Origin of the sequence: Streptomyces sp. UG1 (genome assembly GCF_049974585.1) — a bacterium.
Classification (GTDB): Bacteria; Actinomycetota; Actinomycetes; order Streptomycetales; family Streptomycetaceae; genus Streptomyces.
In genome coordinates this window covers 195394-220248 of record NZ_JBNGGG010000001.1, presented here as the reverse complement: position 1 = coordinate 220248, position 24855 = coordinate 195394, and the positions used below count along the sequence as shown (strand labels likewise).

25 protein-coding genes and 1 pseudogene are annotated in these 24855 nt (G+C 71.3%); 17 read left to right on the top strand and 9 right to left on the bottom strand.

The genetic code is table 11. The annotated features are described in order from the left end of the window. Positions 1 to 113 precede the first annotated feature (113 nt). Both ACP4J3_RS01015 and ACP4J3_RS01010 read right to left on the bottom strand, forming a co-directional pair. Complete coding sequence (locus ACP4J3_RS01015; protein WP_426529289.1) at positions 114 to 1259, bottom strand: diguanylate cyclase domain-containing protein; 1146 nt, start codon at positions 1257 to 1259, stop codon at positions 114 to 116. Positions 1260 to 1316: 57 nt separating this feature from the next. Beyond that, complete coding sequence (locus ACP4J3_RS01010) at positions 1317 to 2117, bottom strand: enoyl-CoA hydratase/isomerase family protein (RefSeq protein ID WP_426529287.1); 801 nt, start codon at positions 2115 to 2117, stop codon at positions 1317 to 1319. Positions 2118 to 2486: 369 nt separating this feature from the next. On the opposite strand from ACP4J3_RS01010, the gene ACP4J3_RS01005 reads away from it, so the two are divergent. After that, positions 2487 to 3083, top strand: a complete 597-nt coding sequence (locus ACP4J3_RS01005; RefSeq protein WP_426529285.1) for a hypothetical protein — start codon at positions 2487 to 2489, stop codon at positions 3081 to 3083. A gap of 124 nt (positions 3084 to 3207) precedes the next feature. Here the strand turns inward: ACP4J3_RS01005 and ACP4J3_RS01000 are convergent, their stop codons facing one another. Together ACP4J3_RS01000 and ACP4J3_RS00995 are read right to left on the bottom strand one after the other, a co-directional pair. Then, positions 3208 to 4338, bottom strand: a complete 1131-nt coding sequence (locus tag ACP4J3_RS01000; RefSeq protein ID WP_426529283.1) for an adenylate/guanylate cyclase domain-containing protein — start codon at positions 4336 to 4338, stop codon at positions 3208 to 3210. 113 nt (positions 4339 to 4451) lie between these two features. Then, entirely contained in the window at positions 4452 to 5312 is an 861-nt protein-coding gene (locus tag ACP4J3_RS00995) for a biotin--[acetyl-CoA-carboxylase] ligase (RefSeq protein ID WP_426529280.1), read from the bottom strand. A 159-nt stretch (positions 5313 to 5471) separates the two neighbouring features. Between ACP4J3_RS00995 and ACP4J3_RS00990 the strand changes: the two genes are divergently transcribed. Together ACP4J3_RS00990 and ACP4J3_RS00985 are read left to right on the top strand one after the other, a co-directional pair. After that, on the top strand, positions 5472 to 7094 hold the full coding sequence (locus ACP4J3_RS00990; protein ID WP_426529278.1) for an acyl-CoA carboxylase subunit beta: 1623 nt from the start codon (positions 5472 to 5474) through the stop codon (positions 7092 to 7094). Between the two features lie 17 nt (positions 7095 to 7111). After that, entirely contained in the window at positions 7112 to 7321 is a 210-nt protein-coding gene (locus ACP4J3_RS00985; RefSeq protein WP_426529276.1) for an acyl-CoA carboxylase epsilon subunit, read from the top strand. Here the strand turns inward: ACP4J3_RS00985 and ACP4J3_RS00980 are convergent, their stop codons facing one another. Further along, on the bottom strand, positions 7322 to 8452 hold the full coding sequence (locus ACP4J3_RS00980; protein ID WP_426529274.1) for an SGNH/GDSL hydrolase family protein: 1131 nt from the start codon (positions 8450 to 8452) through the stop codon (positions 7322 to 7324). A 118-nt stretch (positions 8453 to 8570) separates the two neighbouring features. On the opposite strand from ACP4J3_RS00980, the gene mmpB reads away from it, so the two are divergent. Together mmpB and ACP4J3_RS00970 are read left to right on the top strand one after the other, a co-directional pair. Next, positions 8571 to 8708 (top strand): morphogenic membrane protein MmpB, encoded by a 138-nt coding sequence (mmpB, locus tag ACP4J3_RS00975; RefSeq protein WP_426529272.1) that lies wholly within the window; start codon positions 8571 to 8573, stop codon positions 8706 to 8708. Positions 8709 to 8739: 31 nt separating this feature from the next. Further along, positions 8740 to 9360, top strand: coding sequence for a Maf family protein (locus ACP4J3_RS00970; RefSeq protein WP_426529270.1), 621 nt, complete (start codon positions 8740 to 8742; stop codon positions 9358 to 9360). On the opposite strand, the gene ACP4J3_RS00965 is transcribed toward ACP4J3_RS00970, so the two are convergent. Beyond that, a complete protein-coding gene (locus ACP4J3_RS00965; RefSeq protein WP_426529268.1) occupies positions 9329 to 9826 on the bottom strand; it encodes a hypothetical protein in 498 nt (165 codons plus the stop codon). The genes ACP4J3_RS00970 and ACP4J3_RS00965 overlap by 32 nt on opposite strands. Positions 9827 to 10190: 364 nt before the next feature. Here ACP4J3_RS00965 and ACP4J3_RS00960 point away from each other — a divergent pair, with 364 nt between their 5' ends. Both ACP4J3_RS00960 and ACP4J3_RS00955 read left to right on the top strand, forming a co-directional pair. Next, complete coding sequence (locus ACP4J3_RS00960) at positions 10191 to 11963, top strand: biotin carboxylase N-terminal domain-containing protein (RefSeq protein ID WP_426529266.1); 1773 nt, start codon at positions 10191 to 10193, stop codon at positions 11961 to 11963. A 97-nt stretch (positions 11964 to 12060) separates the two neighbouring features. Then, positions 12061 to 12630 carry a TetR/AcrR family transcriptional regulator gene (locus tag ACP4J3_RS00955; protein ID WP_426529264.1) on the top strand — a complete coding sequence of 190 codons (570 nt, stop codon included), beginning with the start codon at positions 12061 to 12063 and terminating at the stop codon, positions 12628 to 12630. 105 nt (positions 12631 to 12735) lie between these two features. Here ACP4J3_RS00955 and ACP4J3_RS00950 read toward each other — a convergent pair whose 3' ends face one another. Both ACP4J3_RS00950 and ACP4J3_RS00945 read right to left on the bottom strand, forming a co-directional pair. Then, complete coding sequence (locus ACP4J3_RS00950; protein ID WP_426529262.1) at positions 12736 to 13701, bottom strand: DeoR/GlpR family DNA-binding transcription regulator; 966 nt, start codon at positions 13699 to 13701, stop codon at positions 12736 to 12738. A 166-nt stretch (positions 13702 to 13867) separates the two neighbouring features. After that, a pseudogene (locus ACP4J3_RS00945) lies at positions 13868 to 15328 on the bottom strand (NAD(P)H-quinone dehydrogenase); the annotation flags it as partial. Positions 15329 to 15412: 84 nt separating this feature from the next. Here ACP4J3_RS00945 and ACP4J3_RS00940 point away from each other — a divergent pair. The 4 genes from ACP4J3_RS00940 (at position 15413) to ACP4J3_RS00925 (ending at position 19059) form a co-directional block, all read left to right on the top strand. Next, positions 15413 to 15850: a gamma-glutamylcyclotransferase gene (locus tag ACP4J3_RS00940; protein WP_426529260.1), complete on the top strand. Its 438-nt coding sequence runs from the start codon at positions 15413 to 15415 to the stop codon at positions 15848 to 15850. Positions 15851 to 15904: 54 nt separating this feature from the next. After that, positions 15905 to 16189, top strand: coding sequence for a hypothetical protein (locus tag ACP4J3_RS00935; RefSeq protein WP_426529258.1), 285 nt, complete (start codon positions 15905 to 15907; stop codon positions 16187 to 16189). A gap of 105 nt (positions 16190 to 16294) precedes the next feature. Further along, the gene (locus tag ACP4J3_RS00930) at positions 16295 to 17119 is read left to right on the top strand and encodes a purine-nucleoside phosphorylase (protein WP_426529256.1); all 825 of its coding nucleotides are present in this window, start codon (positions 16295 to 16297) and stop codon (positions 17117 to 17119) included. Between the two features lie 308 nt (positions 17120 to 17427). Further along, the gene (locus ACP4J3_RS00925) at positions 17428 to 19059 is read left to right on the top strand and encodes a phospho-sugar mutase (RefSeq protein WP_426529254.1); all 1632 of its coding nucleotides are present in this window, start codon (positions 17428 to 17430) and stop codon (positions 19057 to 19059) included. A gap of 95 nt (positions 19060 to 19154) precedes the next feature. On the opposite strand, the gene ACP4J3_RS00920 is transcribed toward ACP4J3_RS00925, so the two are convergent. Beyond that, positions 19155 to 19829 carry a PH domain-containing protein gene (locus ACP4J3_RS00920; protein ID WP_426529252.1) on the bottom strand — a complete coding sequence of 225 codons (675 nt, stop codon included), beginning with the start codon at positions 19827 to 19829 and terminating at the stop codon, positions 19155 to 19157. Between the two features lie 223 nt (positions 19830 to 20052). On the opposite strand from ACP4J3_RS00920, the gene deoC reads away from it, so the two are divergent. The 6 genes from deoC (at position 20053) to ACP4J3_RS00890 (ending at position 24691) form a co-directional block, all read left to right on the top strand. Then, a complete protein-coding gene (gene deoC / locus ACP4J3_RS00915; protein ID WP_426529250.1) occupies positions 20053 to 21018 on the top strand; it encodes a deoxyribose-phosphate aldolase in 966 nt (321 codons plus the stop codon). Between the two features lie 5 nt (positions 21019 to 21023). After that, a complete protein-coding gene (locus ACP4J3_RS00910; protein WP_426529248.1) occupies positions 21024 to 22457 on the top strand; it encodes an aldehyde dehydrogenase family protein in 1434 nt (477 codons plus the stop codon). After that, a complete protein-coding gene (locus ACP4J3_RS00905) occupies positions 22450 to 23343 on the top strand; it encodes an aldehyde dehydrogenase family protein (RefSeq protein ID WP_426529246.1) in 894 nt (297 codons plus the stop codon). Before ACP4J3_RS00910 ends, ACP4J3_RS00905 begins: the two co-directional genes overlap by 8 nt. Before the next feature lie 106 nt (positions 23344 to 23449). After that, a complete protein-coding gene (locus ACP4J3_RS00900; protein ID WP_426529244.1) occupies positions 23450 to 23704 on the top strand; it encodes a type II toxin-antitoxin system Phd/YefM family antitoxin in 255 nt (84 codons plus the stop codon). Next, entirely contained in the window at positions 23701 to 23952 is a 252-nt protein-coding gene (locus ACP4J3_RS00895; RefSeq protein WP_426529242.1) for a type II toxin-antitoxin system RelE family toxin, read from the top strand. Before ACP4J3_RS00900 ends, ACP4J3_RS00895 begins: the two co-directional genes overlap by 4 nt. A gap of 25 nt (positions 23953 to 23977) precedes the next feature. Then, positions 23978 to 24691 (top strand): uridine kinase family protein, encoded by a 714-nt coding sequence (locus ACP4J3_RS00890; protein WP_426529240.1) that lies wholly within the window; start codon positions 23978 to 23980, stop codon positions 24689 to 24691. Positions 24692 to 24855: the final 164 nt, after the last annotated feature.

The following is a 24855-nucleotide window of genomic DNA, read 5'->3' as shown; positions in this document are numbered from 1 at the left end:
ACGGAGGGTCTGGGGGCGTAGCCCCCAGCGGGGTCGAAGGGGCAGCGCCCCTGGAGGATGGGACGGGTAGGGGCGGCGGGGGCGAGAAACCGCACGGCCCGCACCCGCACCCGTCACGGCAACCGCCCCCGGAACCTCCGCCGCTCCCCCACGCCCTCGCCGAAGGGCTCGTCGGCAAGGCGTACCACCGGGTCGTCCGGCCCCTCCCGCCCCGCGACGACCGGCCGAGCGGCCCGCACCGCCTTCGCCCGGTACTGCGCGGCGTCGGCCAGTCGGAACAACCGTCGGGCGGAGCGCACCTCCCCGATCGAGTCCTCGGTGGACGCGATCCCGCACGCGACCCCCTCCCCCAGCTCCAACTCCCCCGCCCGACGGCACAGTTCGTCCGCCGTCTTCACCACGTCATCCGCGGCCGAACCAACCGCCAGCAGACAGAACTCGTCCCCGCCCAGCCGCGCCGCGAGCGCCCCCGGCAACATCGCACCGCACAGCGACAGCACCGACCCGAACCGCTCCAGCAGCCGGTCACCGACCGCATGCCCCTGGGTGTCATTGACCCGCTTGAGCCCATTGAGGTCACACACGACGAGGCTGACGACCACACCGTCCCGGCGATGCCGCTCGATCGCCTCCTCGAGGCGCACATCGACGGCCCGCCGATTCGCCAGCCCGGTCAGCGCGTCGGTGAACGCCAGCCGCCGAGCCTCCTCCAGCCGCTCGCTCTGCGCGAGCCCGGCGGCGACCACGGACGCGAGCACGGTGGCGAAGTCGGCGTCCCCCCGGTCGAAGACCGGCGCCCCGGCCGACCGGGCGACGTACAGCTCCCCCCACGCCCGCCCGTTCAGCACGACCGGCGCGACGACACAGCACCCCCGCCCCCGCCGCCGTAGCGCCGCGACCCGCTGATGGCAGTACCCGGGATGCCCGGCGGCCGGCCCTTCGGCGGTCTCCACCCAGGCGTTGGGCTCGCCCCCGGCCACCCACCGCTCGTGCAGAAACTCGGTGATCTCCGGGAACTGATGCACCGGATACGCCTCGTCCCCCGGAAACTCCTCCTCCCCGCGCGCCCGGTCCCCCACATTCACGAGCACCCGCAACCGCCCGAGCTCCCGCTCCCACACCGACAGCGCGGCAAAACTCCCGGCCAGCGCCCGACACGCGCCCAGCGCCGCCGCCCGCCAGGACTCACGCGGGGTGTGCGCCGCCGCCATCCCCTGCGCCAGCGCCACCACGGCCGAGAGCCGTCCGTCCTCACCCATCACTCCAGGTTAGGGAGCTTTACCCCGGTTTGGGACGTTGGCGTGGCGAACGGGCCCTCACTCGCCCGGCCACTGCGGCTTCCGCTTCGCGTTGAACGCCGCCACGCCCTCCGCCCGGTCCCCGGAGAACGCCGTAGCCCGCCAGGCCGCGTCCTCGACCTCGAGACCGGCCCGTAGATCCATCCCGTGCCCCAGGCGCAGCGCCCGCTTGGCGTTGCGCAACCCCACCGGCGAGTTCGCGGCGATCCGGGCCCCCATGGCCAGCGCCTCCTCCCGGTCCCGCCCCTCCTCCACCAGCTCGTCCACCAGCCCCAGCTCCCGGGCCTCGGCGGCCTCGACGCGCCGTGCCGTGAAGATCAGCTCGGCCGCCCGGGCCGCCCCCACCCGCCGGGGCAGCAGCTGCGTACCCCCACCGCCCGGGATCACCCCCACCGACACCTCCGGCAGCCCCACCACGGCCGTGCGGTCGGCCACGATCACATCGCACGACAACGCCAGCTCGAAGCCGCCCCCCAGCGCGAATCCGTGCACCGCCGCGATCGTCGGCACGGGCAGCTCCAGCACCCCGGTGTACGCACCCCGCGCCACCGGCCGCTGCCGCACGAGATCCGCGTCGCTGAACGAATTCCGCTCCTTCAGATCCGCCCCGACGCAGAACGCCCGCTCGTGCGTCGAGGTCAGCACCACCACCCGTACGTCACGGTCCGCGCCCAGCGCCGCACACGCCCCCGCGATCGAGCGGGCCATCTCCGTCGAGACGGCGTTCATGGCCTTGGGCCGGTCGAGGGCCAGCTCCGCGACATGCCCCTCCCCATGCCGCCGCACCAGCACGAACTCCCCGTACCGCTCCTCGCTCATGACACCCTCCGGTTAACGCGGGTTAACAACACTCGCCCCGATCATCGCAGCAGCACCCCGCCGGGGAAAGGCCCACCACGACCGGTTCCCGGGTCCAGGCCCGACACCCCGTTCGAGTGACATCCCACCCAACCCACGCCCCACCACCCACGCCACCGCATAACGTGCGCGACGCGACGGCGCAATTGGGGGCGCGGGCGCATGGGGAGGGGCGCGATGGGCACAACGGCGGACGAGCCGAGGGCACGCGAGACGACGCCGGGGGCGGAGGCGCCGGCGGCGGAAACGACGAGGGCGGAAGCCACGGACACGGAAGCCACGAGGGCAGAAGCGACGAGGGCGGAAGCCACGGACGCGGAAGCCACAGGGATGGAAGCGACGGAGACAGCCGAGGCGTTCGGCCCGTACGCCCCCGTCGCCGCCACCCGCCTCTTCGGCCCCCGCGGCCGACACCGCCGCCCCCGCCCCCGCAAGGTCCTCCTCGCGGCCGGAGGCCTGGCCCTGGCGGCCGGCGCCCTGAGCCTCGTGCGCCCGACCCCGGACTCCGGCGTCACCGGCAGCCTGGGCGCATCGGAGTCCAACCCGCCCGCGGCCCCCGCCCCGGACACGGCCCCGCGGCCGGACCGCACGGCGAACGCCGCCACCGCCCTCCCGACGACACCCCCGAAGCCGACCCCGACGTCGACATCCGCGATGGGCGGCCGCGAAGCGGCGTCCACACCGACCTCGATCCTCGTACCGACGCCCCCGAACACCACGACGACCCCAGAACGGCCCACGGCCCGACCGACCACGCCGACGACACCCCAACCCCCGGGAACAGCAACACCCCAGCCGCCCCCGCCCACACAAGAGCCCCCCGACCAGCCACCGACGACCCCGCCCCCCACACAACCGACTCAGTCCGACGCCAACCCGGTCTGCATCCCGGTCATCGGCCTGTGCGTGGACCCCCTGCAGAACTGACCAACGCCCCACACTGCAACGCCCTCAAGGGGCGCGGGGCTGTATCGATATGCGGCTCCGCCGCGTGGGCGCGACCAGCCACAACGAACCCGCAGCCGACACGAAACAGCCGCCGCAACGGCGCTCACTCGCCCCCGGCAGCCGCCCTCCGCGTCAAGAGCCACGGCTCCACGACCCCCAACCCCCGCACCGGCCGCTGCCACATCGGCTGCAACGCGAACCGGTACACCGGGGCCTCCTCCCCCTCCTTCTCCGCCGCCGCGGCGGCCTCCGCCGCGTCCGCCTCGGACGCCGGCGCCTCGCCCGAGCGGATGAGCTCCTCCGCGAACGCGCTGTCGACGAGGACGGCGTCGCGCGGGGCTATCGACGTCAGCCGGGAGGCGAGGTTCACGGTCGTACCGAAGACATCGCCCATACGAGTGGCCACCGTGCCGAAGGCGATGCCGACGCGCAGCTCGGGCATGGTCTCGTCGCCCGCCATCGTCTCGATGAGACGGAGCGCGATCTCTGCGGCGACACCCGCGTCGTCGGCCGCGTACAGCACCTCGTCGCCGAGGGTCTTGATCAGCCGCCCGCCGCGCGCGGCCACCAGGTCGGCCGCCGTGGTCTCGAAGGCCTCGACCAGTTCGCCGAGTTCCTCCTCCTCCATGCGGCGGGTCAGCCGCGTGAAGCCCACGAGGTCGGCGAATCCGACCGCCAGCCGCCGGTCGACCATCTCCTCGTCGTCGGCGGCCTGCACGACCCGGCCGGTCGCGGCGGCGAGCTGGCGGCGCCAGACGTAGACGAGGAACTCCTCCAGCTCGGGCAGCAACAGCTCGACCAGGGGATACGTCACCTCGGTCCGCGTCATGCCGGGCTCCGGGGGCTCGGTCAGGCCCTCCAGGAAGGAGTCGATCTGCCATTCGGCGAGCCGGGCGGTGGTCTGCCCGGTCGAGCGGGCCACCTGCACGGCCATGGCCTCGCTGAGCAGCCCCGCCTCGACGAGACCGGCGAGGCGCCGCAGGGCCAGTACGTCGGCCTCGGTCAGCGCCTTGGCCTGCCCGATGTCGGCGAAGCCCATGGCCCGCCAGAAGCGGGACGCCAGCTCCATGGAGACCCCGGCGCTGCGGGCGGCCTGAAACGGGGTGTAGCGCCGCTCGGCGCCGAGGATGAGCTGTTCCAGACGCAGGGCGAGCGGATCCTCGCCCGGATCGGCGGCGTAGGGATCCACCCGGCCGTCCGCGCCCGTGCCGGAGCCCGTGTCGTCGACGGTCACGCCTGCTGCCCTTCCGATCTGCCGCGGTCAGTAATCGACCGGCCTTCACTTTACGGCAGGTGTGCGCCAGCTCACTCCGTAAGAGAAAGCCCTGCCCGGCCCGGATGCGGGCCTCATGCCAATCGCAGATGCACGATGTCCCCGGCCCCCACCGGCTCCTGCACGCCCTCCTCCGTCGCCAGCACCAGCCGTCCGTCCCCGTCGATGGCGACCGCCTCCCCGGTGATCGCCCGGTCGCCCGGCAGTTCGGCGCGCACCACCTTCCCCAACGTCGCACACCCCGCCGCATACGTCTCCTGGAGCCCGCTGACCAGCGGATCCCCGGCCGCGGCCCGCCATCGCCCGTACCAGTCCTCCAGCGACCGCAGCACGCCGCGCAGCAGCGGATCCCGGTCCGTGCCGGCCGCCCCGGCCAGCGCCAGCGACCCGGCCTGGGGCACCGGCAGCTCGTTCTCGCGCAGCGTGACGTTGATGCCGACGCCGATGACGACCCCCGCGTCCCCGGCCCGCTCCGCGAGGATGCCGCCGGTCTTGCGTTCGTCGCCGCCGATGGTCACCAGCAGGTCGTTCGGCCACTTGAGTGCCATGTCGACGCCCGCGGCCCGGGACAGGCCGGTCGCCACGGCGACGCCGGTGAGCAGCGGCAGCCAGCCCCAGCGGGGCACCGGCACCTCGGCCGGGTTCAGCAGTACGGAGAAGAACAGCCCCGAGCGGGCCGGTGCCGTCCAGTCGCGGTCCAGGCGCCCCTTGCCGGCCGTCTGTTCCTCGGCGACCAGAACCGTGCCCTCGCCCGCCTTGCCCGCGGTGGCCAGGTCCACGAGATCGGTGTTGGTGGAGCCGGTGCGCTGCACGACCTCCACCTGCGTCCACAGGCTGCCCTCCCGCACGAGCGCCCGACGCAGGGCGGCGGCGTTGAGGGGCGGGCGGTCCAGATCGGACCAGCGGCTGTCGTCTGATGCATCTCGCGGCGTCATGCAAGCCACCCTAGGTCTGAGGTTTCCGTAGATCTCGCCGACCTTCCTGGGAAGACCAGGGCGGTGTGGTAAACGCCGCACTGCCGATTGGTAGGCGCCCCACTACTCTACGGATGAGTAACCGTCCCCCCTTTTGAGCAGGCAGGGAGCCACATCCCGATGTCCGAGCCGGAAGAGCGTCACGAGATCCAAGGGTCCCCTGGGATCGACATCCACACCACCGCGGGCAAGCTCGCGGATCTCCAGCGCCGTATCGAGGAAGCGACGCACGCCGGCTCCGCACGCGCCGTCGAGAAGCAGCACGCCAAGGGCAAGTTGACGGCCCGTGAGCGCATCGAGCTGCTGATGGACGAGGGGTCCTTCGTCGAGCTCGACGAGTTCGCCCGGCACCGCTCCACCAACTTCGGGCTGGAGAAGAACCGCCCGTACGGGGACGGTGTCGTCACCGGGTACGGCACGGTCGACGGCCGCCCGGTGGCCGTCTTCTCGCAGGACTTCACCGTCTTCGGCGGGGCCCTCGGCGAGGTCTACGGCCAGAAGATCGTCAAGGTCATGGACTTCGCGCTGAAGACCGGCTGCCCGGTCATCGGCATCAACGACTCGGGCGGGGCACGGATCCAGGAGGGCGTCGCCTCCCTCGGCGCCTACGGCGAGATCTTCCGCCGCAACACGCACGCCTCCGGCGTCATCCCGCAGATCAGCCTCGTCGTCGGCCCCTGCGCGGGCGGCGCGGTCTACTCCCCCGCCATCACCGACTTCACGGTCATGGTCGACCAGACCTCGCACATGTTCATCACCGGCCCCGACGTCATCAAGACGGTCACCGGCGAGGACGTCGGCTTCGAGGAGCTGGGCGGGGCCAGGACCCACAACTCGGCCTCGGGCGTGGCGCATCACATGGCCGGGGACGAGAAGGACGCCATCGAGTACGTCAAGCAGCTGCTGTCGTACCTGCCGTCCAACAACCTCTCCGAGCCCCCGGCGTTCCCGGAGGAGGCGGACCTGTCCGTCACCGACGAGGACCGCGAGCTGGATGCGATCGTGCCGGACAGCGCGAACCAGCCGTACGACATGCACGCGGTGATCGAGCACGTCCTGGACGACGCCGAGTTCTTCGAGACGCAGCCGCTGTTCGCGCCGAACATCGTCACCGGGTTCGGCCGGGTCGAGGGCCGCCCGGTCGGCATCGTCGCCAACCAGCCGATGCAGTTCGCCGGCTGCCTCGACATCGACGCGAGTGAGAAGGCCGCGCGCTTCGTGCGCACCTGCGACGCCTTCAACGTCCCGGTGATCACCTTCGTCGACGTGCCGGGCTTCCTGCCGGGTGTCGACCAGGAGCACACCGGCATCATCCGCCGCGGCGCGAAACTCATCTACGCCTACGCCGAGGCGACCGTCCCGCTGATCACGGTCATCACCCGCAAGGCCTTCGGCGGCGCCTACGACGTCATGGGCTCCAAGCACCTGGGCGCCGACCTCAACCTCGCCTGGCCGACCGCCCAGATCGCCGTCATGGGTGCCCAGGGCGCGGTCAACATCCTGCACCGGCGCACCCTCGCCGAGGCGGAGGCGGCCGGGGAGGACCTGGAGGCGGTGCGTGCGCGGCTGATCCAGGAGTACGAGGACACCCTCCTCAACCCCTACGTCGCGGCCGAGCGCGGCTACATCGACGCGGTGATCATGCCGTCCGACACGCGCCTGCACGTCGTACGGGGTCTGCGTCAGTTGCGTACGAAGCGGGAATCCCTGCCTCCGAAGAAGCACGGCAACATCCCTCTCTAGGCCCGCCGGGAGCCGCCATGAACATCAAGGTCCTACGGGGCAACCCGACACCGGAGGAGCTGGCCGCCGCACTGGCGGTGGTCCGCGCCCGCGCCACGGCGGCCAGCGCCCTCCCGCCCGGCGCCCCCACCGCCCGCGACTCCTGGTCGGACCCCTCCCGCATCGCGAGGCGACGGCTGCCGCAGCCGGGGCCGACGACGTGGGCGCGTACTTACTGGCCCGGCTAGTCAGAGGATCGCCGACACGGCTTCGGCCATCACCTCGTACCCGGCGTCGTTCGGGTGCAGGTGATCGCCGAAGTCGTACGACGGGTGCAGGCGGTCGAGGTCCGCGGGGTCGGCCATGGCCCGGCCGAGGTCCACCACCGTGTCGTACTCCCCCGAGCACCGGATCCACTCGTTCAGCTCGTGGCTCACCTTGGCCGCGTGCTCACCCCAGTGGTCCGACCCTCCGAACGGCAGCAGCGTGCAGCCGATCAGCCGCAGTCCCGCCGCCCGGCCCTGCCGTATCAACTCCCGGTGCCCGGCGATGAGTTCCTCCGCCTCCACCACCGGCGCCGGTTTGTACGTCGGCTGCTCGTCCGTCTCGCTGAAGCCGATGTCGTTGAGCCCCAGCAGCACGACGAGTGTGTCCACTCCGGGCCGGTCGAGGACGTCCCGGCGCAACCGGTGGAGAGCCTTCTCCCCGTACCAGGCCGAATCGTTGAGCAGCAGATTCCCGCCGATCCCCGCATTGAGCACGGGCCGCCCCGTGCGCTCGGCGAGCGCGTCCGACCACCGCCGGTCCGCGCCCACCGTCGAGCCGAACCCGTCCGTGATCGAGTCGCCGAAGAGGGCGACGGCGTCCGTGCGGTCGGCGTCGACCTCCACCGCCGTCAGGAAGTACCAGGACTCGCTCACCGCGTCGAAGCCCTCGCCGCCCGCGTCCGCAGACCGGTCGCCCTCGCCCCGATAGCCGGTCGTGAACGCCTGGGCATGGAAGGTCGCGGGCCCGGTGGCGCCGTCGAAGTGGAGCGTGACGGTCACCGGCTCCCCGGCCGCGACGGCGAGTCTGACGTCATCGCTGACGACCTCCCCGCGCACCGGTATCGCGACCTGCCCCGCGCCCCCGAACGTGAGCCGCGTCAGCGATCCCGGCTCCACCGCGGCCCCCACAGCCGTACGCCCCACGCTCGCGCCCGCGACACGCACGGGCGAGGCGCCGTACGCGTTGGACAGCCGCACCCGAACCCGGCCACCACCCGCCGACAGCCGGACGACCTGCCGCAGCGACTGACGCCAGAAGCCCTCACGGGACCAGTTGGGCGTGAAGCCCTCGCTGGGCGACTGAGGGGCCGCGATCCAGGAAGTGGTGAACATGACACACTCTCCAAACAGAACTGAAGTCCCTTTAGTTAATGGAACCGTAGCACCGTTTGGTGAAGTTGAGTATGCGTACTCAGGCGCCGGGCCGAACCGCCGACCGACGATGGAAGGCATGCTGTGGTCCGACCCCGAGAACGAGCCGCCCAAGGAACTGCGCGACACGCAGGAGATGTTGCGGCGGCTGGGCGTTCTCATGGCGCTGGCCGTGGTGCTCGCGATGATCGTGCTCGGGCTGCTCGGGCGGGGATGAGCCCGGCCGGAGGCGCCGATACGCTGACGGCATGACTGATCAGCCCCGCCGCCGACTCGTCCTCGCCTCCGCCTCCCCCGCCCGACTGGGCCTGCTGCGCCAGGCGGGGCTGGAACCCGAGGTCGTCGTGAGCGGCGTCGACGAGGACGCCGTCCACGCACCCACCCCCGCCGAGCTGGCACTGGCCCTGGCCGAGGCGAAGGCCTCCGTCGTGGCGGCGAAGCCGGAGGTCAAGGGCGCGATCGTGATCGGCTGCGACTCCGTCCTCGACCTGGACGGCCAGGCCCTGGGCAAGCCGGCCGACGCCGAGGAGGCCACGGCCCGCTGGAAGTCGATGCGCGGGCGCGCGGGCACCCTGCAGACCGGCCACTGCGTCTACGACACCGTCAGCGGCCGGTACGCCTCCGCCACCGCCTCCACGATCGTCCGCTTCGGCGAGCCGACCGACGAGGAGATCGCCGCGTACGTCGCCTCCGGCGAACCGCTCTACGTCGCCGGGGCGTTCACCCTGGACGGCCGCTCGGCCCCGTTCATCGACGGCATCGACGGCGACCACGGCAATGTGATCGGCATCAGCCTGCCGCTGGTGCGCCGGCTGCTGGCCCAACTGGGCATCGGCATCACCCAGTTGTGGGCGCCGGCGGAGGACTGACCGGAGCGCCGCCGGCCGGGGAGCCGTCGCCGTCGCCCTCACCCGGAGCGGCGTCCACGGGCTCCTCGGGCGCGGCCGGGGCGTCGTACGTCATCAGCAGCAGCACGATCAGGCCGAGTACGACGACCATGAACACGAACGCCGTCCAGCCCACCAGGCCCCAGACGAACGCGGCCAGCAGCCCGTGCACCACGGCCGCGCTGATCAGCAGGATGCGGCCGAACCCGGCCGGGGCACGGTTGCGCACGGCCACGAGCAGGGCGACCAGGCCGCACAGCGCGAAGTAGGCGCCGAAGACCACGCCGCCGATCTTCGAGGACATCGACATCATGTCCGGGTCCAGGCCCGCCAGGGACATGTCCTGACGGTCGACGACGACCCCGAGGAACCAGTTCAGCGCCGCGACGCCGAACGCCTCGACCAGGAGCACGACCGCCACGACCCACGCCACCGGCCTGCGCACCACCGGCCCCCACCCACTTTCGAGCCCAACCCGGGTTACCCCAAGTACGTTCGAGACATCGCGAACGCTACTAACGGGTAAACCCCGGGACAAGGGTTCGGTGGTCGGCAAAGATGCATTGGGCCATTCGTAGGGATTCCACAAAGAAACCGAGTGGCCCGCAGCACGTGATGACAGAGACCTTGACCACAGGGGGGAGCTAGGGTTTTCCGGAAGAGACCTGCGTACCGTGGCGCGACAAGGGATTTCGCAGGTTGGGCGAGCCTGGCATCACGCTCCGTGTGGGCAAGCTCACCACTGGGGACGGGTCGAAGTGTCGTGTCGGCAGTCCCTAAACTCGGCTTGTTTCAAGGAGGGAGCCTCAATCGTGCGCAAGGTGCTCATCGCCAACCGTGGCGAAATCGCTGTCCGCGTGGCCCGGGCCTGCCGGGACGCCGGGATCGCGAGCGTGGCCGTCTACGCGGACCCGGACCGGGACGCATTGCATGTCCGCGCCGCGGATGAGGCGTTCGCCCTGGGCGGTGACACCCCGGCCACCAGCTACCTGGACATCGACAAGGTACTCAAAGCCGCACGCGAGTCCGGCGCGGACGCCATCCACCCCGGCTACGGCTTCCTGTCGGAGAACGCCGACTTCGCCCAGGCCGTCCTCGACGCCGGTCTGATCTGGATCGGCCCCCCGCCGCAGGCCATCCGCGACCTCGGCGACAAGGTCGCCGCCCGGCACATCGCCCAGCGCGCGGGCGCCCCGCTGGTCGCGGGCACCCCCGACCCGGTCTCCGGCGCCGACGAGGTCGTCGCCTTCGCCGAGCAGCACGGCCTGCCGATCGCCATCAAGGCCGCCTTCGGCGGCGGCGGACGCGGCCTGAAGGTCGCCCGCACCCTCGAAGAGGTCCCGGAGCTGTACGACTCCGCCGTCCGCGAGGCGGTGGCCGCGTTCGGTCGCGGGGAGTGCTTCGTCGAGCGCTACCTCGACAAGCCCCGCCACGTGGAGACCCAGTGCCTGGCCGACCAGCACGGCAACGTGGTCGTGGTGTCCACGCGTGACTGCTCGCTGCAGCGCCGCCACCAGAAGCTGGTCGAGGAGGCCCCCGCGCCCTTCCTGTCCGAGGCGCAGACCGCCGAGCTGTACAGCGCGTCGAAGGCCATCCTCAAGGGGGCCGGCTACGTCGGCGCGGGCACCGTCGAGTTCCTGGTCGGCCTGGACGGCACGATCTCCTTCCTGGAGGTCAACACGCGCCTCCAGGTCGAGCACCCGGTCACCGAGGAGGTCACCGGCATCGACCTGGTCCGCGAGATGTTCCGCATCGCCGACGGCGAGGAACTCGGATACGACGACCCGGCGATCCGCGGCCATTCCTTCGAGTTCCGCATCAACGGCGAGGACCCCGGCCGCAACTTCCTGCCGGCCCCCGGCACGGTGACCACCTTCACCCCGCCCACCGGCCCCGGTGTCCGCCTGGACGCCGGCGTCGAGTCCGGCTCGGTGATCGGCCCGGCCTGGGACTCCCTGCTGGCCAAGCTGATCGTCACCGGCGCCACCCGCGAGCAGGCCCTGCAGCGCGCCGCCCGCGCGCTGGAGGAGTTCCAGGTCGAGGGCATGGCGACGGCCATCCCGTTCCACCGCGCGGTGGTCGTGGACCCGGCGTTCGCCCCCGAACTCACCGGCAGCCAGGACCCGTTCACGGTCCACACCCGCTGGATCGAGACCGAGTTCGTCAACGACATCAAGCCCTTCGCCGCCCCGGCCGACACCGAGACGGACGAGGAGAGCGGCCGCGAGACGGTCGTGGTCGAGGTCGGCGGCAAGCGCCTGGAGGTCTCCCTGCCCGCCTCCCTCGGCATGACCCTGGCCCGCACCGGCCTGGCCGCCGGGGCCAAGCCCAAGCGCCGCGCGGCGAAGAAGTCCGGCCCCGCGGCCTCCGGCGACACCCTCGCCTCCCCCATGCAGGGCACCATCGTCAAGGTCGCCGTCGAGGAGGGCCAGGAGGTCAAGGAGGGCGACCTCATCGTCGTCCTCGAGGCGATGAAGATGGAACAGCCCCTCAACGCACACAAGTCCGGCACCATCAAGGGCCTGTCCGCCGAGATCGGCGCCTCCCTCATCTCCGGCGCCGCCATCTGCGAGATCAAGGACTGAGTCGTACGACGTCCTGAGGCGCCCGGCGGACTGAGCGATCAGCCCGCCGGGCGCTTCCGCACCCGAGGACCAAGTGAGGGAAGGGCAGGTGAGCCCCATGGCCCGGCCGCCGACAGGCATGCGCGCCGATGCCCGCCGCAACCACGAGCGCCTGCTCACCGAGGCCCGCTCCGCCTTCGCCGAACACGGCACGGACGCGTCCCTGGAGGACGTGGCACGCCGGGCGGGCGTGGGCATCGGCACCCTCTACCGCCACTTCCCCAACCGCGACGCCCTGCTGAGCGCCGTCTTCGAGGAGGCGGCCGGCGACCTGCTGACCCGCTCCCGAGAACTCCTGCAAGCCCCGGAGCCCTGCGCGGCCCTGGTGACCTGGCTGCGCGAGATGGTCACCCACGCCGGCGAGTACCGAGGCCTGGCCCACGCCCTGATGTCCGCCACCGACAACAAGGCCTCGGCGCTGGCACGGTGCAGCGGCCCGATCCGCGAGGCGGGCGGCGCACTGCTGGAACGGGCCCAGAAGACCGGCTCCGTCCGCCCCGACGTGGCCATCACCGACCTCCTCCAACTGACACACGCCATTGCCCTGGCGGCAGAGGAGACACCGGGGGATCCGGAGTTGGCGGACCGCTTGCTGCACCTGACACTCCGGGGACTACGGCCAACCTAGGGGCGCGGGGCTGTGTCGATTTGCGGCTCCGCCGCGTGGGCGCGACCAGCCACAAACGACCGGCAGCCGCCCAACAACCAAGACCCGTACGGCGAATAGGCGACCCTAACGCCGCCGCAGATCCGCAACTCGCGCCCGCTCCCGCTCGGCCCCTTGCTCACCCAGCACCGTCGCGGCAGCGGAACGCAACCCCGCCCCACCCCCCGGCGTCTGCCCGCGCCGCGGACTTGGCAGGGCCCGTTGACGTCGCGCAGGGACCTCGTCACCCCCCGACGAACCGCCCGCCCCCGTCGCTCCGGCCACAGCGATCTGCACCCCCTGATCGGCAAGGGCCTGCAACTCGGTGTGGGCGCGGTCGTCGTGGGCGGGCGGTTCGTCGGTGACCAGCCGTGTGATGACGTCCGTGGGCACCGTCTGGAACATGGTGTCCGTGCCGAGCTTCGTATGGTCGGCGAGGACGACGACCTCGGAGGCCGCCTGCACCAGCGCCCGGTCGACGGACGCGGAGAGCATGTTGGACGTGGACAGGCCGCGCTCGGCGGTGAGCCCGCTCCCGGAGAGGAAGGCCCGGGACACCCGCAGCCCTTGCAGGGACTGCTCGGCGCCGCTGCCCACCAGCGCATAGTTCGACCCGCGCAGCGTCCCGCCGGTCATCACGACCTCGACCCGGTTGGCATGGGCCAAGGCCTGCGCCACCAACAGCGAGTTCGTGACGACGGTCAGCCCGGGCACCCGGGCGAGCCGCCGGGCCAGCTCCTGCGTGGTGGTTCCCGCCCCGACGACGATCGCCTCGCCCTCCTCCACGAAGTTCGCGGCGAGGTCGGCGATGGCCGTCTTCTCGGCGGTCGCGAGATGTGACTTCTGCGGAAAGCCGGACTCCCGCGTGAACCCGCCCGGCAATACCGCACCGCCATGCCGGCGGTCGAGGAGTCCTTCTGCCTCCAGCGCGCGCACGTCCCGCCGTACGGTCACTTCGGAGGTCTGGACGACGCGGGCGAGCTCACGGAGCGACACGGCCCCGTTCGCTCGCACCATTTCGAGGATCAATTGACGACGTTCTGCAGCGAACACGAAACTGACAGTAACCCCAACGACCGTCTGGTTTCAGCAGTTTGCGCCGAATAACAGAAGTTGTTCGCACGCCAGGGCAAGAAGTGGTATAGAGCCTAGGCCCGCCGCCTATGCCGTACGCATGCTCGACAACTCCCCGTGACCAGCGGGGAGTCGGATCCGGCCGTCAGAACTCGCCGCCGGTCTTCCGGGTGTGGAGCTGGCGTGCCACCTCGGCGATCGAGCCCGAAAGGGAGGGGTACACGGTGAAGGCGTTCGCGATCTGTTCGACCGTCAGATTGTTGTCGACCGCGATCGAGATCGGGTGGATCAGTTCCGAGGCGCGCGGCGAGACGACCACGCCGCCGACCACGATGCCCGTACCCGGCCGGCAGAAGATCTTGACGAAGCCGTCCCGGATGCCCTGCATCTTCGCGCGCGGGTTGCGCAGCAACGGCAGCTTGACGACCCGGGCGTCGATCTTGCCCCCGTCCACGTCCGCCTGGGTGTAGCCGACGGTGGCGATCTCGGGGTCGGTGAAGACGTTGGACGACACGGTCTTCAGGTTCAGCGGGGCCACCGCGTCGCCCAGGAAGTGGTACATGGCGATACGTCCCTGCATCGCCGCGACCGAGGCGAGGGCGAAGACACCGGTCACGTCACCGGCCGCGTACACCCCGGGAGCCGTGGTCCTCGACACCTTGTCGGTCCAGATGTGCCCGGACTCGCGCAGCTTGACGCCGGCCTCCTCCAGGCCCATGCCCTCGGAGTTCGGGATGGCGCCGACGGCCATGAGGCAGTGGCTGCCGCTGATGACCCGTCCGTCGGCGAGGGTGACCTCGACCCGGTCGCCGACCCGCTTGGCGGCGGCGGCGCGCGAGCGGGCCATGACGTTCATGCCGCGGCGCCGGAAGACGTCCTCCAGGACGGCCGCGGCGTCCGGGTCCTCGCCGGGCAGCACGCGATCGCGCGACGAGACGAGGGTGACCCGCGACCCGAGCGCCTGATAGGCGCCGGCGAACTCGGCACCGGTGACACCGGACCCGACCACGATGAGCTCCTCGGGCAGCTCGGTGAGGTCGTAGACCTGGGTCCAGTTCAGGATGCGCTCGCCGTCGGGCTGGGCGTCGGGCAGCTCACGGGGATGCCCGCCGGTGGCGATCAGCACCGCATCCGCGACGAGCGTCTCCTCGGTCCCGTCCGCGGCCCGCACCACGACCTTGCGGGAGCCGTCGAGGGCCTGCATGCCCTCCAGCCGGCCGCGCCCGCGCATCACGCGCGCGCCGGCCCGCGTGACGGAGGCGGTGATGTCGTGGGACTGCGCGAGCGCGAGCCGCTTGACACGCCGGTTGACCTTGCCCAGATCGACGCCCACGACGCGCGCGGGCGTGTCGATGTGCGGGGTGTCGTCGGCGACGATGATCCCCAGCTCCTCGTAGGAGGAGTCGAAGGTGGTCATCACCTCGGCCGTGGCGATGAGGGTCTTCGACGGCACGCAGTCGGTGAGCACCGACGCCCCGCCGAGGCCGTCGCAGTCGACGACGGTCACCTCCGCGCCGAGTTGCGCGGCGACCAGCGCCGCTTCGTATCCGCCGGGTCCGCCACCGATGATCACGATCCGAGTCACGTACTCCATTGTCCCGCACGCCGCACCATGCGACCGCCTGGGGGCCCGCCCGAGACACCACCGTTACGACAGGGGCACGGGATGCACCTGCCGTACCCTCTCCCCATGTCGCTCTACGCCGCGTACGCCGGCAATCTCGACGCGCGGCTGATGACCCGCCGCGCCCCGCACTCGCCGCTGCGCGCCACCGGCTGGCTGAACGGATGGCGGCTGACGTTCGGGGGCGAACAGCTCGGCTGGGACGGCGCGCTGGCGACGCTCGTCGAGGAGCCGGGGGAGCAGGTCTTCGTCGCGCTCTACGACATCGCGCCCATGGACGCGGACTCCCTGGACCGCTGGGAGGGCGTGGGCCTGGGCATCTACCGCCGGCTCCGCGTCCGCGTGCACACGCTGGAGGGCGAGGAGCCGGCGTGGACGTACGTCCTGAACGCCTACGAGGGCGGTCTGCCGGCGGCCCGCTACCTCGGGGAGATCGCCGATGCGGCGGAATCGGCGGGGGCGCCACACGATTATGTGATGGAGCTGCGCAAGCGGCCTTGCTGAAGGGGCCTGACCTCTAGGCTTGGCAAGGATCGACACCACGAACGGGAGAATTCCATGAGCGAGGAGCGGCGCACCTACCAGGTCTACTACACCGAGCAGGCCGCGACGGCACGTGACCGGCTCGACGACCGCCAGCGCAGCTCCTTCGACAAGGGGATCGCCGTTTTGGCGCGGGACCCCTTCCTTCCCGCGTCCCGCGCCATAAGTGCCACCGGAGACGACCGTACGGTCCGGCTCACGCAGAACATCCTGGTGGAGTACTCGATCAGCCTGGGGCGACTGCTGGTCTTCATCGTCGAGGTCTTCAACGACAAGGACATCGTCATCACCGACGAGTGACCGCCCGCTCGGCGCAGGCTTCGTCGGAAACGACAAGACAACGATCGCCATCCCGTGAGCTCCGTCATCTACGCGCGTAGGCCCAAACCGGCTACCCTCAGTCGCGTGAACGCATCTCTTCTTCCGGACGACATCCAGGGCGACCCGCACGCCGCCGCCGACGCCGCCGCCGCGCGCCTGCGCGAACTCACGGGCGCCGAGACCCACGACGTCGCCCTCGTGATGGGCTCCGGCTGGGCTCCGGCCGTGGACGCCCTCGGCGCACCCGAGGCCGAGTTCCAGGTCACCGAGCTGCCCGGGTTCCCCCCGCCGGCGGTGGAAGGGCACGGCGGCAAGATCCGCTCCTACCGGATCGGCAACCGGCGCGCCCTGGTCTTCCTCGGCCGCACCCACTACTACGAGGGCCGTGGCGTCGCCGCCGTGGCGCACGGCGTGCGCACCGCCGTGGCGGCGGGCTGCAAGACCGTGGTGCTCACCAACGGCTGCGGCGGTCTGCGCGAGGGCATGCGCCCCGGCCAGCCGGTCCTGATCAGCGACCACATCAACCTCACGGCGACGTCCCCGATCGTCGGCGCGAACTTCGTCGACCTGACGGACCTGTACTCGCCGCGGCTGCGGGCCCTGTGCAAGGAGATCGACCCCACGCTGGAGGAGGGCGTCTACGCCCAGTTCCCCGGCCCGCACTACGAGACGCCGGCCGAGATCCGGATGGCGCGGGTGATCGGTGCCGATCTGGTGGGCATGTCGACGGTGCTGGAGGCGATCGCTGCGCGTGAGGCGGGCGCCGAGGTTCTGGGCATCTCCCTGGTGACCAACCTCGCGGCCGGCATGACGGGCGAGCCCCTCAACCACGAGGAGGTCCTCCAGGCCGGTCGTGACAGCGCGACGCGGATGGGCTCGCTGCTGGCGCAGGTGCTGGGGCGTCTGTAGGCGTTTTCTCGCCCCCGCCGCCCCTACCCGTCCCATCCCTGGGGGCTGCCGCCCCCAGACCCCCGCTTCGGCCCTGAACGGGCCTCGTCCTCAAACGCCGGACGGGCTGAGAATCCCCCTCCGCCGTTCGAGGAGCAGGGGAAAATGCAGCCCCTCCGGCGTTTGAGGAGCGGGGGTCCAGGGGGCAGAGCCCCCTGGCGGGGTCGAAGGGGCAGCGCCCCTGGGATGGGACGGGTAGGGGCGGCGGGGGCGAAAAAACTCAAACACCCTCCCCGCTCCGAACGACACAAAACGAGAGGTTGACCGACGTGCACGACGATCTCATCGCCCGCGCCCGGGCATGGCTCGCCGAGGACCCCGACCCGGACACCCGCGACGAGCTCGCCAAGCTCATCGAAGCCGCGGACGTCGAAGAGCTCGCCGCCCGCTTCAGCGGCACCCTCCAGTTCGGCACCGCGGGCCTGCGAGGGGAACTCGGCGCCGGGCCCATGCGGATGAACCGCAGCGTCGTCATCCGCGCCGCCGCCGGCCTCGCCGCCTACCTCAAGAAGCAGGGCCACGACAACGGCCTCGTCGTCATCGGCTACGACGCCCGCCACAAGTCGGAGGACTTCGCGCGGGACACGGCCGCCGTCATGACCGGCGCCGGCCTGCGCGCCGCCGTACTCCCGCGCCCCCTGCCCACCCCGGTCCTGGCGTACGCCATAAGGCACCTCGGCGCGGTGGCCGGCGTGGAGGTCACCGCCAGCCACAACCCGCCCCGCGACAACGGCTACAAGGTGTACCTGGGCGACGGCTCCCAGATCGTCCCGCCCGCGGACATCGACATCGCGCAGGAGATCGCCGCGGTCCCGTCCCTCACGGTCGTCCCCCGCCCCACCGAGGGCTGGCAGACCCTGGACGACAGCGTCCTTGAGGCCTACCTCGCCCGCACGGACGCGGTCCTCGCCCCCGACTCGCCCCGCACCGCCCGCACGGTCTACACGGCGATGCACGGCGTCGGCAAGGACGTCCTGCTCGCCGCCTTCGCCCGCGCGGGCTTCCCCGCCCCCGCCCTGGTCGCCGAGCAGGCCGACCCGGACCCGGAGTTCCCCACCGTCGCCTTCCCCAACCCGGAAGAGCCCGGCGCGATGGACCTGGCCTTCGCCGAGGCCCGCGAGACCGACCCCGACCTGGTCATCGCCAACGACCCGGACGCCGACCGCTGCGCCGTGGCCGTCAAGGACGGCGAGGAGTGGCGGATGCTGCGCGGCGACGAGGTGGGCGCGCTGCTCGCCGCGCATCTCGTCGACCGGGGAGCACAGGGCACCTTCGCCGAGTCGATCGTCTCCTCCTCCCTCCTCGGCCGGATCGCCGAGAAGGCGAACCTGCCGTACGAGGAGACCCTCACCGGCTTCAAGTGGATCGCCCGCGTGGAGGGCCTGCGCTACGGCTACGAGGAGGCCCTCGGCTACTGCGTCGACCCCGAGGGCGTGCGCGACAAGGACGGCATCACCGCCGCCCTGCTGATCACCGAGCTGGCGTCGGTGCTCAAGGCCGAGGGCCGCACGCTCCTCGACCTCCTCGACGACCTCGCCGTGGAGCACGGCCTGCACGCCACCGACCAGCTCTCGGTCCGCGTCCAGGACCTGTCGGTCATCGCCGACGCCATGCGCCGGCTGCGCGAGCAGCCGCCGACCGAGCTCGCCGGCCTGGCCATCACCCGCGCCGAGGACCTCACCCGGGGCACGGCCACCCTCCCGCCCACCGACGGCCTGCGCTACACCCTGGACGGCGCCCGCGTGATCGTCCGCCCCAGCGGCACGGAGCCCAAGCTGAAGTGCTACCTGGAGGTCGTCGTCCCGGTCGGCTCCCACGCCGAACTGCCCGCAGCCCGCGCCCGGGCGGCCGACCTGCTGGCGGCGATCAAGCAGGACCTGTCGACGGCGGCGGGCATCTGAGCCGTACGACGACTCCCTGACCGTTCCGAAGGGGTGCCCCCATCCGGGGGCACCCCTTCGGGCGTTTTCGGCACGGCGGCCGACGTGCGGGCCGCTCAGCCCATCGCCAGCAGGATCGCCAGCAGCACGGCGCCCGCGACGATCGGCCCCGCCACCTCGTAGGCCCAGCGGACGGTCACCTCGCCCTGTGCGGACTCCGCCTGTTCCCGGTGCTCCAGCAGTTCCCGCAGGTCGTCCATGATCTTGTCGGTCTCGGCCCGCAGCGGCCCGTCCGCGTCGACGTCCCCGCGCGGCGCGCCGAACCCGAGCCCGCCGAACGCCGGTCCGCCGGGCCCGCGACGCTCACCTCCCGCCGCGGCCCGGGCCGTGCGCCGCGCCGCCTTCTTGCGGGCCCGCAGCGAGACCGGGACGGCCCAGAGCTGGAACTTGGTGCCGGCCTTGGTGACGACCTCGTTGGAGTAGCCGGACCGCAGCGAGGCGATCTCCCCCCAGGGCAGCACGATCACGCGGAGCGGGTTGCGGATGCGGAGCCGCTCTTCGTTGGCGTACACCGCCGGGCGCACGGTGAAGGCGGACACCAGCGGCACGATGAGGATCATCGCCGCGAGGGCGAGCCACTGGGTGCGGCCCTCGCCGCGTACGAGTGCGTCGATGCCCAGCCAGAGCACGATGCCGAGCAGTGCGACGCCGCCGACGATGCCCATGGGTGAGCGGTAGACCCGGTCCTTCGTCGCGGGGTCGGGGCTGGGGGGCTGGTGCGGCGTCGTCATGCGCCCGATTCTGCCGCATGCCTGCGGCGCTTGGCCGGGCACCTGATCGCCGTGGGAGTACTTGTTCGTGGGCGAGTGCGGGTTGTCTGTGGCTGGTCGCGCCCACGCGGCGGAGCCGCATATCGATACAGCCCCGCGCCCCTGGGGCGTGCGACCACCCGGCGTTTCACAGATCCGCCTCTTCGGGGTGTACAGCCGCTACGCGCGTAGATATGCTCGTCTGGTGACCATGCCCACCAATGCATCTGCCGCAGCTCACGCACTCCCGGACGTCACCGCGTCCGACAGCACGCTGCGCCGTTTCCTCCACGGGCTGCCCGGCGTCGACGCGGTCGGTCTGGAGGCGCGCGCCACGTCCCTCGGTACCCGTTCCATCAAGACGACCGCCAAGGCGTACGCCATCGACCTCGCCATCTCGATGGTCGACCTGACGACGCTGGAAGGCGCGGACACCCCGGGCAAGGTCCGGGCGCTCGGCGCCAAGGCGGTGCACCCCGACCCCACCGACCGTACGACTCCGGCGACCGCGGCCGTCTGTGTGTACCCCGACATGGTGGCCACCGCCAAGGAGGCCGTCGCCGGGTCGACCGTGAAGGTCGCCTCGGTCGCCACCGCCTTTCCCGCGGGCCGCGCGCCCCTGGGGGTGAAGCTGGCGGACGTCCGTGAGGCCGTCGCCGCCGGTGCCGACGAGATCGACATGGTCATCGACCGGGGCGCGTTCCTCGCCGGGAACTACATGAAGGTGTACGACGAGATCGTCGCCGTGAAGGAGGCCTGCGGGGCGGCCCGTCTCAAGGTCATCTTCGAGACCGGCGAGCTGTCGACGTACGACAACATCCGGCGGGCGAGCTGGCTCGGCATGCTGGGCGGCGCCGACTTCATCAAGACGTCCACCGGCAAGGTCGCCGTGAACGCCACCCCGGCGAACACCCTTCTTATGCTGGAAGCGGTGCGGGACTTCCGTACCCAGACCGGCATCCAGGTCGGTGTGAAGCCGGCCGGCGGGATCCGTACCTCCAAGGACGCGATCAAGTTTCTCGTGCTGGTCAACGAGACCGCCGGCGAGGACTGGCTCGACAACCACTGGTTCCGCTTCGGCGCCTCCTCGCTCCTGAACGATCTGCTGATGCAGCGTCAGAAGCTGGCCACCGGCCGCTACTCCGGCCCCGACTACGTGACGGTGGACTGATCACGATGACAGCCTTTGAATACGCCCCCGCTCCCGAGTCACGGTCGATCGTCGACATCGCCCCGTCCTACGGCCTGTTCGTCGACGGCGAGTTCACCGAGGCCGCCGACGGCAAGGTGTTCAAGACGGTCAGCCCCAGCTCGGAGGAGGTCCTCTCCGAGGTCGCCCAGGCCGGCGAGGCCGACGTGGACCGCGCGGTGAAGGCCGCCCGCAAGGCCTTCGAGAAGTGGTCGGCGCTGCCCGGCTCCGAGCGCGCGAAGTACCTGTTCCGCATCGCCCGGATCATCCAGGAGCGGGCCCGGGAGCTCGCGGTCCTGGAGACCCTGGACAACGGCAAGCCGATCAAGGAGACGAGGGACGCCGACCTCCCCCTGGTCGCCGCGCACTTCTTCTACTACGCGGGCTGGGCCGACAAGCTGGACTACGCGGGCTTCGGACCGTCTCCGAAGCCGCTGGGCGTCGCCGGCCAGGTCATCCCCTGGAACTTCCCCCTCCTCATGCTGGCGTGGAAGATCGCCCCGGCGCTCGCGACCGGCAACACGGTGGTCCTCAAGCCCGCCGAGACGACCCCGCTCTCCGCGCTCTTCTTCGCGGACATCTGCCGCCAGGCCGGCCTGCCCAAGGGCGTCGTCAACATCCTTCCCGGCTACGGCGACGCGGGCGCCGCGGTCGTCGCGCACCCGGACGTCAACAAGGTCGCCTTCACGGGCTCCACGGCCGTCGGCAAGGAGATCGCGCGGACCGTCGCGGGCACCCGCAAGAAGCTCACCCTGGAGCTCGGCGGCAAGGGCGCCAACATCGTCTTCGACGACGCCCCGATCGACCAGGCCGTCGAGGGCATCGTGAACGGCATCTTCTTCAACCAGGGCCAGGTCTGCTGCGCGGGCAGCCGGCTGCTGGTCCAGGAGTCGATCCAGGACGAGCTGCTGGAGTCGCTGAAGCGCAGGCTCTCCACGCTCCGCCTGGGCGACCCCCTCGACAAGAACACCGACATCGGCGCGATCAACTCCGAAGAGCAGCTCTCCCGCATCACCGCGCTCGTCGAGCAGGGCGAGGCGGAGGGCGCCGAGCGCTGGTCCCCGGCCTGCGAGATCCCGACCGCCGGCTACTGGTTCGCCCCGACGCTCTTCACCAACGTCACCCAGGCGCACCGCATCGCCCGCGACGAGATCTTCGGCCCGGTCCTGTCGGTCCTCACCTTCCGCACGCCGGACGAGGCCGTCGCCAAGGCGAACAACACGCCGTACGGCCTGTCGGCGGGCATCTGGACGGAGAAGGGCTCGCGGATCCTGGCCGTCGCCAACAAGCTCCGGGCCGGCGTCGTCTGGTCCAACACGTTCAACAAGTTCGACCCGACCTCGCCGTTCGGCGGCTACAAGGAGTCGGGCTTCGGCCGCGAGGGCGGCCGCCACGGCCTGGAGGCGTACCTCGATGTCTGACGCGACCCGACTCTCCGTCTTCAAGACCTACAAGCTGTACGTGGGCGGGAAGTTCCCGCGTTCCGAAAGCGGCCGGGTGTACGAGGTGACCGACTCCAAGGGCAAGTGGCTGGCCAACGTGCCCCTCTCCTCCCGCAAGGACGCCCGTGACGCGGTGGTCGCCGCGCGCAAGGCGTTCGGCGGGTGGTCCGGCGCGACGGCGTACAACCGCGGCCAGATCCTCTACCGCATCGCCGAGATGCTTGAGGGCCGCCGTGAGCAGTACGTCCGCGAGGTCGCCGACGCCGAGGGCCTGTCGAAGTCGAAGGCGGCCACGCAGGTCGACGCGGCGATCGACCGCTGGGTCTGGTACGCGGGCTGGACGGACAAGATCGCCCAGGTGGTGGGCGGCGGCAACCCGGTCGCGGGCCCGTTCTTCAACCTCTCGTCCCCCGAGCCGACGGGCGTGGTGGCCGTCCTGGCCCCGCAGGAGTCGTCGTTCCTGGGCCTGGTGTCCGTGGTCGCGCCGGTGATCGCCACGGGCAACACGGCGATCGTGGTGGCGTCGGAGAAGGCCCCGCTGCCCGCCCTGTCCCTGGGCGAGGTACTGGCCACCTCCGACCTCCCCGGCGGCGTCGTCAACATCCTCTCCGGCCGTACGGCGGAGATCGCGACACCGCTGGCCGCGCACCAGGACGTCAACGCGATCGACCTCGCGGGCGCCGACGACGTGCTGGCGAAGGAGCTGGAGATCGCCGCGGCGGACAACCTCAAGCGGGTGGTGCGTCCACAGCCTGTGGACGACTGGGCCGCCACTCCCGGCACCGACCGCATGACGGCGTTCCTGGAGACGAAGACGGTCTGGCACCCGACGGGGTCGCTGGGCGCGTCGGGCTCGTCGTACTGAGCCCCTGAAGCCGGAGAGCCGCGCCTTCCCTCCGTCCGGGGGAGGCGTGGCTCTCTGCCGAGACCGGAATTGCCCACAACGTTAATCATGTGCCACCATCTGTCTCATGGTTGAGATCGCCATCAGTTCCGCCCGCTCCCAGCTCGGCGACCTGGTCCGCCGCGCCGCCCACGGCCGCGAGACCATCGCCCTCACGGACCACGGTCACGTGGCTGCGCTCCTCGTGTCACCCCAGGTTATAGAGGACTTCGAAGACGCCTTGGCACTCGCGGACTACCAGCGCCGCAAGGCGGAGGGAACGCTCGAGCCAGGCATCCCCATGGACGAGGTGCGCCGGCGACTGGGGCTCGAAAAGAAGTGACCTACGAGATCATCTTCGAACCAAGGGCCCTGGACTCAGCGGCGCGGTTCCTGAAGGAGGACCCGAGCGGTCTCGCGCTCGTCCTGGACACGATCGACAAGCTGGCCTATGAGCCTCGCCCGGCAACATCCGTTCCGTACGGATCGCCTGATGTACGACGCCTTCATGTCGGCGACTACCGGGTCTTTTACATCATCGACGACAACGTGATCCGCATCATGGTCACGCATCTCGGCCGCACGGCCTGACCCACCCGCCCACAACCGAAGAGATGTGACCCACGCTTCAAAGGCGCCCCGCCGGGTCGTCCTCCGGCCCGGCGATGCCTCACACTGGTGTCCCGTGAGTTCCCAACCGCCCATACCGACGCGAGTCGTGCTGCTCTGCGGCCCCTCCGGCTCCGGCAAGTCCCTGCTCGCCGCCCGTTCCGGTCTTCCGGTCCTGCGGCTCGACGACTTCTACAAAGAGGGCGACGACCCGACGCTGCCCCAGGTCCCCGGGAGCTCCGACATCGACTGGGACCACCCCGACTCATGGGACGCCGACACGGCCGTCTCGGCGATAGCCGAGCTGTGCCGCACGGGCCGTACGAACGTGCCGGCGTACGACATCTCGCTGAGCGCCCGCACCGGCGAGGAGACCGTCGAGATCGGCCGTACGCCGCTGTTCGTCGCGGAGGGCGTCTTCGCGGCCGAGATCGTGGACCGCTGCCGTGAACTGGGCGTACTGGCCGACGCGCTCTGCCTGAACCGCGGCCCGGTGAAGACCTTCCGCCGCCGCTTCCTGCGCGATCTGAAGGAGGGCCGCAAGTCGGTCCCCTTCCTGCTGCGCCGCGGCTGGCGCCTGATGCGCCTGGAGCGCTCGATCATCGCCCACCAGACGTCCCTCGGCGCCCATGCCTGCGACCGCGACGAGGCCCTGGGCCGCCTCACGGCAGCCGCCGCGGGCCGCTGCCCGGCGGCGAACACCGCGCCGACGGCCCCCTGATCCAAACGACAGGGCCCAGCCCTCGAACACACGAAGACACGAAGGCACGAAGAACGGGACTGGATGGACCCCCCGGCCCTCCAGCCCCGCTCTCGTTGTGCCCCACCCGTTTCCCCCGTGGTGGAGCATCCCCCGTGTTCCCCCGTGATCCCCGTAGGTCCCCC

Coding starts and splice junctions, on each gene's coding strand:
- ACP4J3_RS01015 (WP_426529289.1), bottom strand. CDS start 1,259: ATGGGTGAGGACGGACGGCTCTCGGCCGTGGTGGCGCTGGCGCAGGGG.
- ACP4J3_RS01010 (WP_426529287.1), bottom strand. CDS start 2,117: ATGAGCGAGGAGCGGTACGGGGAGTTCGTGCTGGTGCGGCGGCATGGG.
- ACP4J3_RS01005 (WP_426529285.1), top strand. CDS start 2,487: ATGGAAGCGACGGAGACAGCCGAGGCGTTCGGCCCGTACGCCCCCGTC.
- ACP4J3_RS00995 (WP_426529280.1), bottom strand. CDS start 5,312: ATGACGCCGCGAGATGCATCAGACGACAGCCGCTGGTCCGATCTGGAC.
- ACP4J3_RS00990 (WP_426529278.1), top strand. CDS start 5,472: ATGTCCGAGCCGGAAGAGCGTCACGAGATCCAAGGGTCCCCTGGGATC.
- ACP4J3_RS00985 (WP_426529276.1), top strand. CDS start 7,112: ATGAACATCAAGGTCCTACGGGGCAACCCGACACCGGAGGAGCTGGCC.
- ACP4J3_RS00980 (WP_426529274.1), bottom strand. CDS start 8,452: ATGTTCACCACTTCCTGGATCGCGGCCCCTCAGTCGCCCAGCGAGGGC.
- mmpB (WP_426529272.1), top strand. CDS start 8,571: ATGCTGTGGTCCGACCCCGAGAACGAGCCGCCCAAGGAACTGCGCGAC.
- ACP4J3_RS00970 (WP_426529270.1), top strand. CDS start 8,740: ATGACTGATCAGCCCCGCCGCCGACTCGTCCTCGCCTCCGCCTCCCCC.
- ACP4J3_RS00955 (WP_426529264.1), top strand. CDS start 12,061: ATGGCCCGGCCGCCGACAGGCATGCGCGCCGATGCCCGCCGCAACCAC.
- ACP4J3_RS00940 (WP_426529260.1), top strand. CDS start 15,413: ATGTCGCTCTACGCCGCGTACGCCGGCAATCTCGACGCGCGGCTGATG.
- ACP4J3_RS00935 (WP_426529258.1), top strand. CDS start 15,905: ATGAGCGAGGAGCGGCGCACCTACCAGGTCTACTACACCGAGCAGGCC.
- ACP4J3_RS00920 (WP_426529252.1), bottom strand. CDS start 19,829: ATGACGACGCCGCACCAGCCCCCCAGCCCCGACCCCGCGACGAAGGAC.
- ACP4J3_RS00910 (WP_426529248.1), top strand. CDS start 21,024: ATGACAGCCTTTGAATACGCCCCCGCTCCCGAGTCACGGTCGATCGTC.
- ACP4J3_RS00905 (WP_426529246.1), top strand. CDS start 22,450: ATGTCTGACGCGACCCGACTCTCCGTCTTCAAGACCTACAAGCTGTAC.
- ACP4J3_RS00900 (WP_426529244.1), top strand. CDS start 23,450: ATGGTTGAGATCGCCATCAGTTCCGCCCGCTCCCAGCTCGGCGACCTG.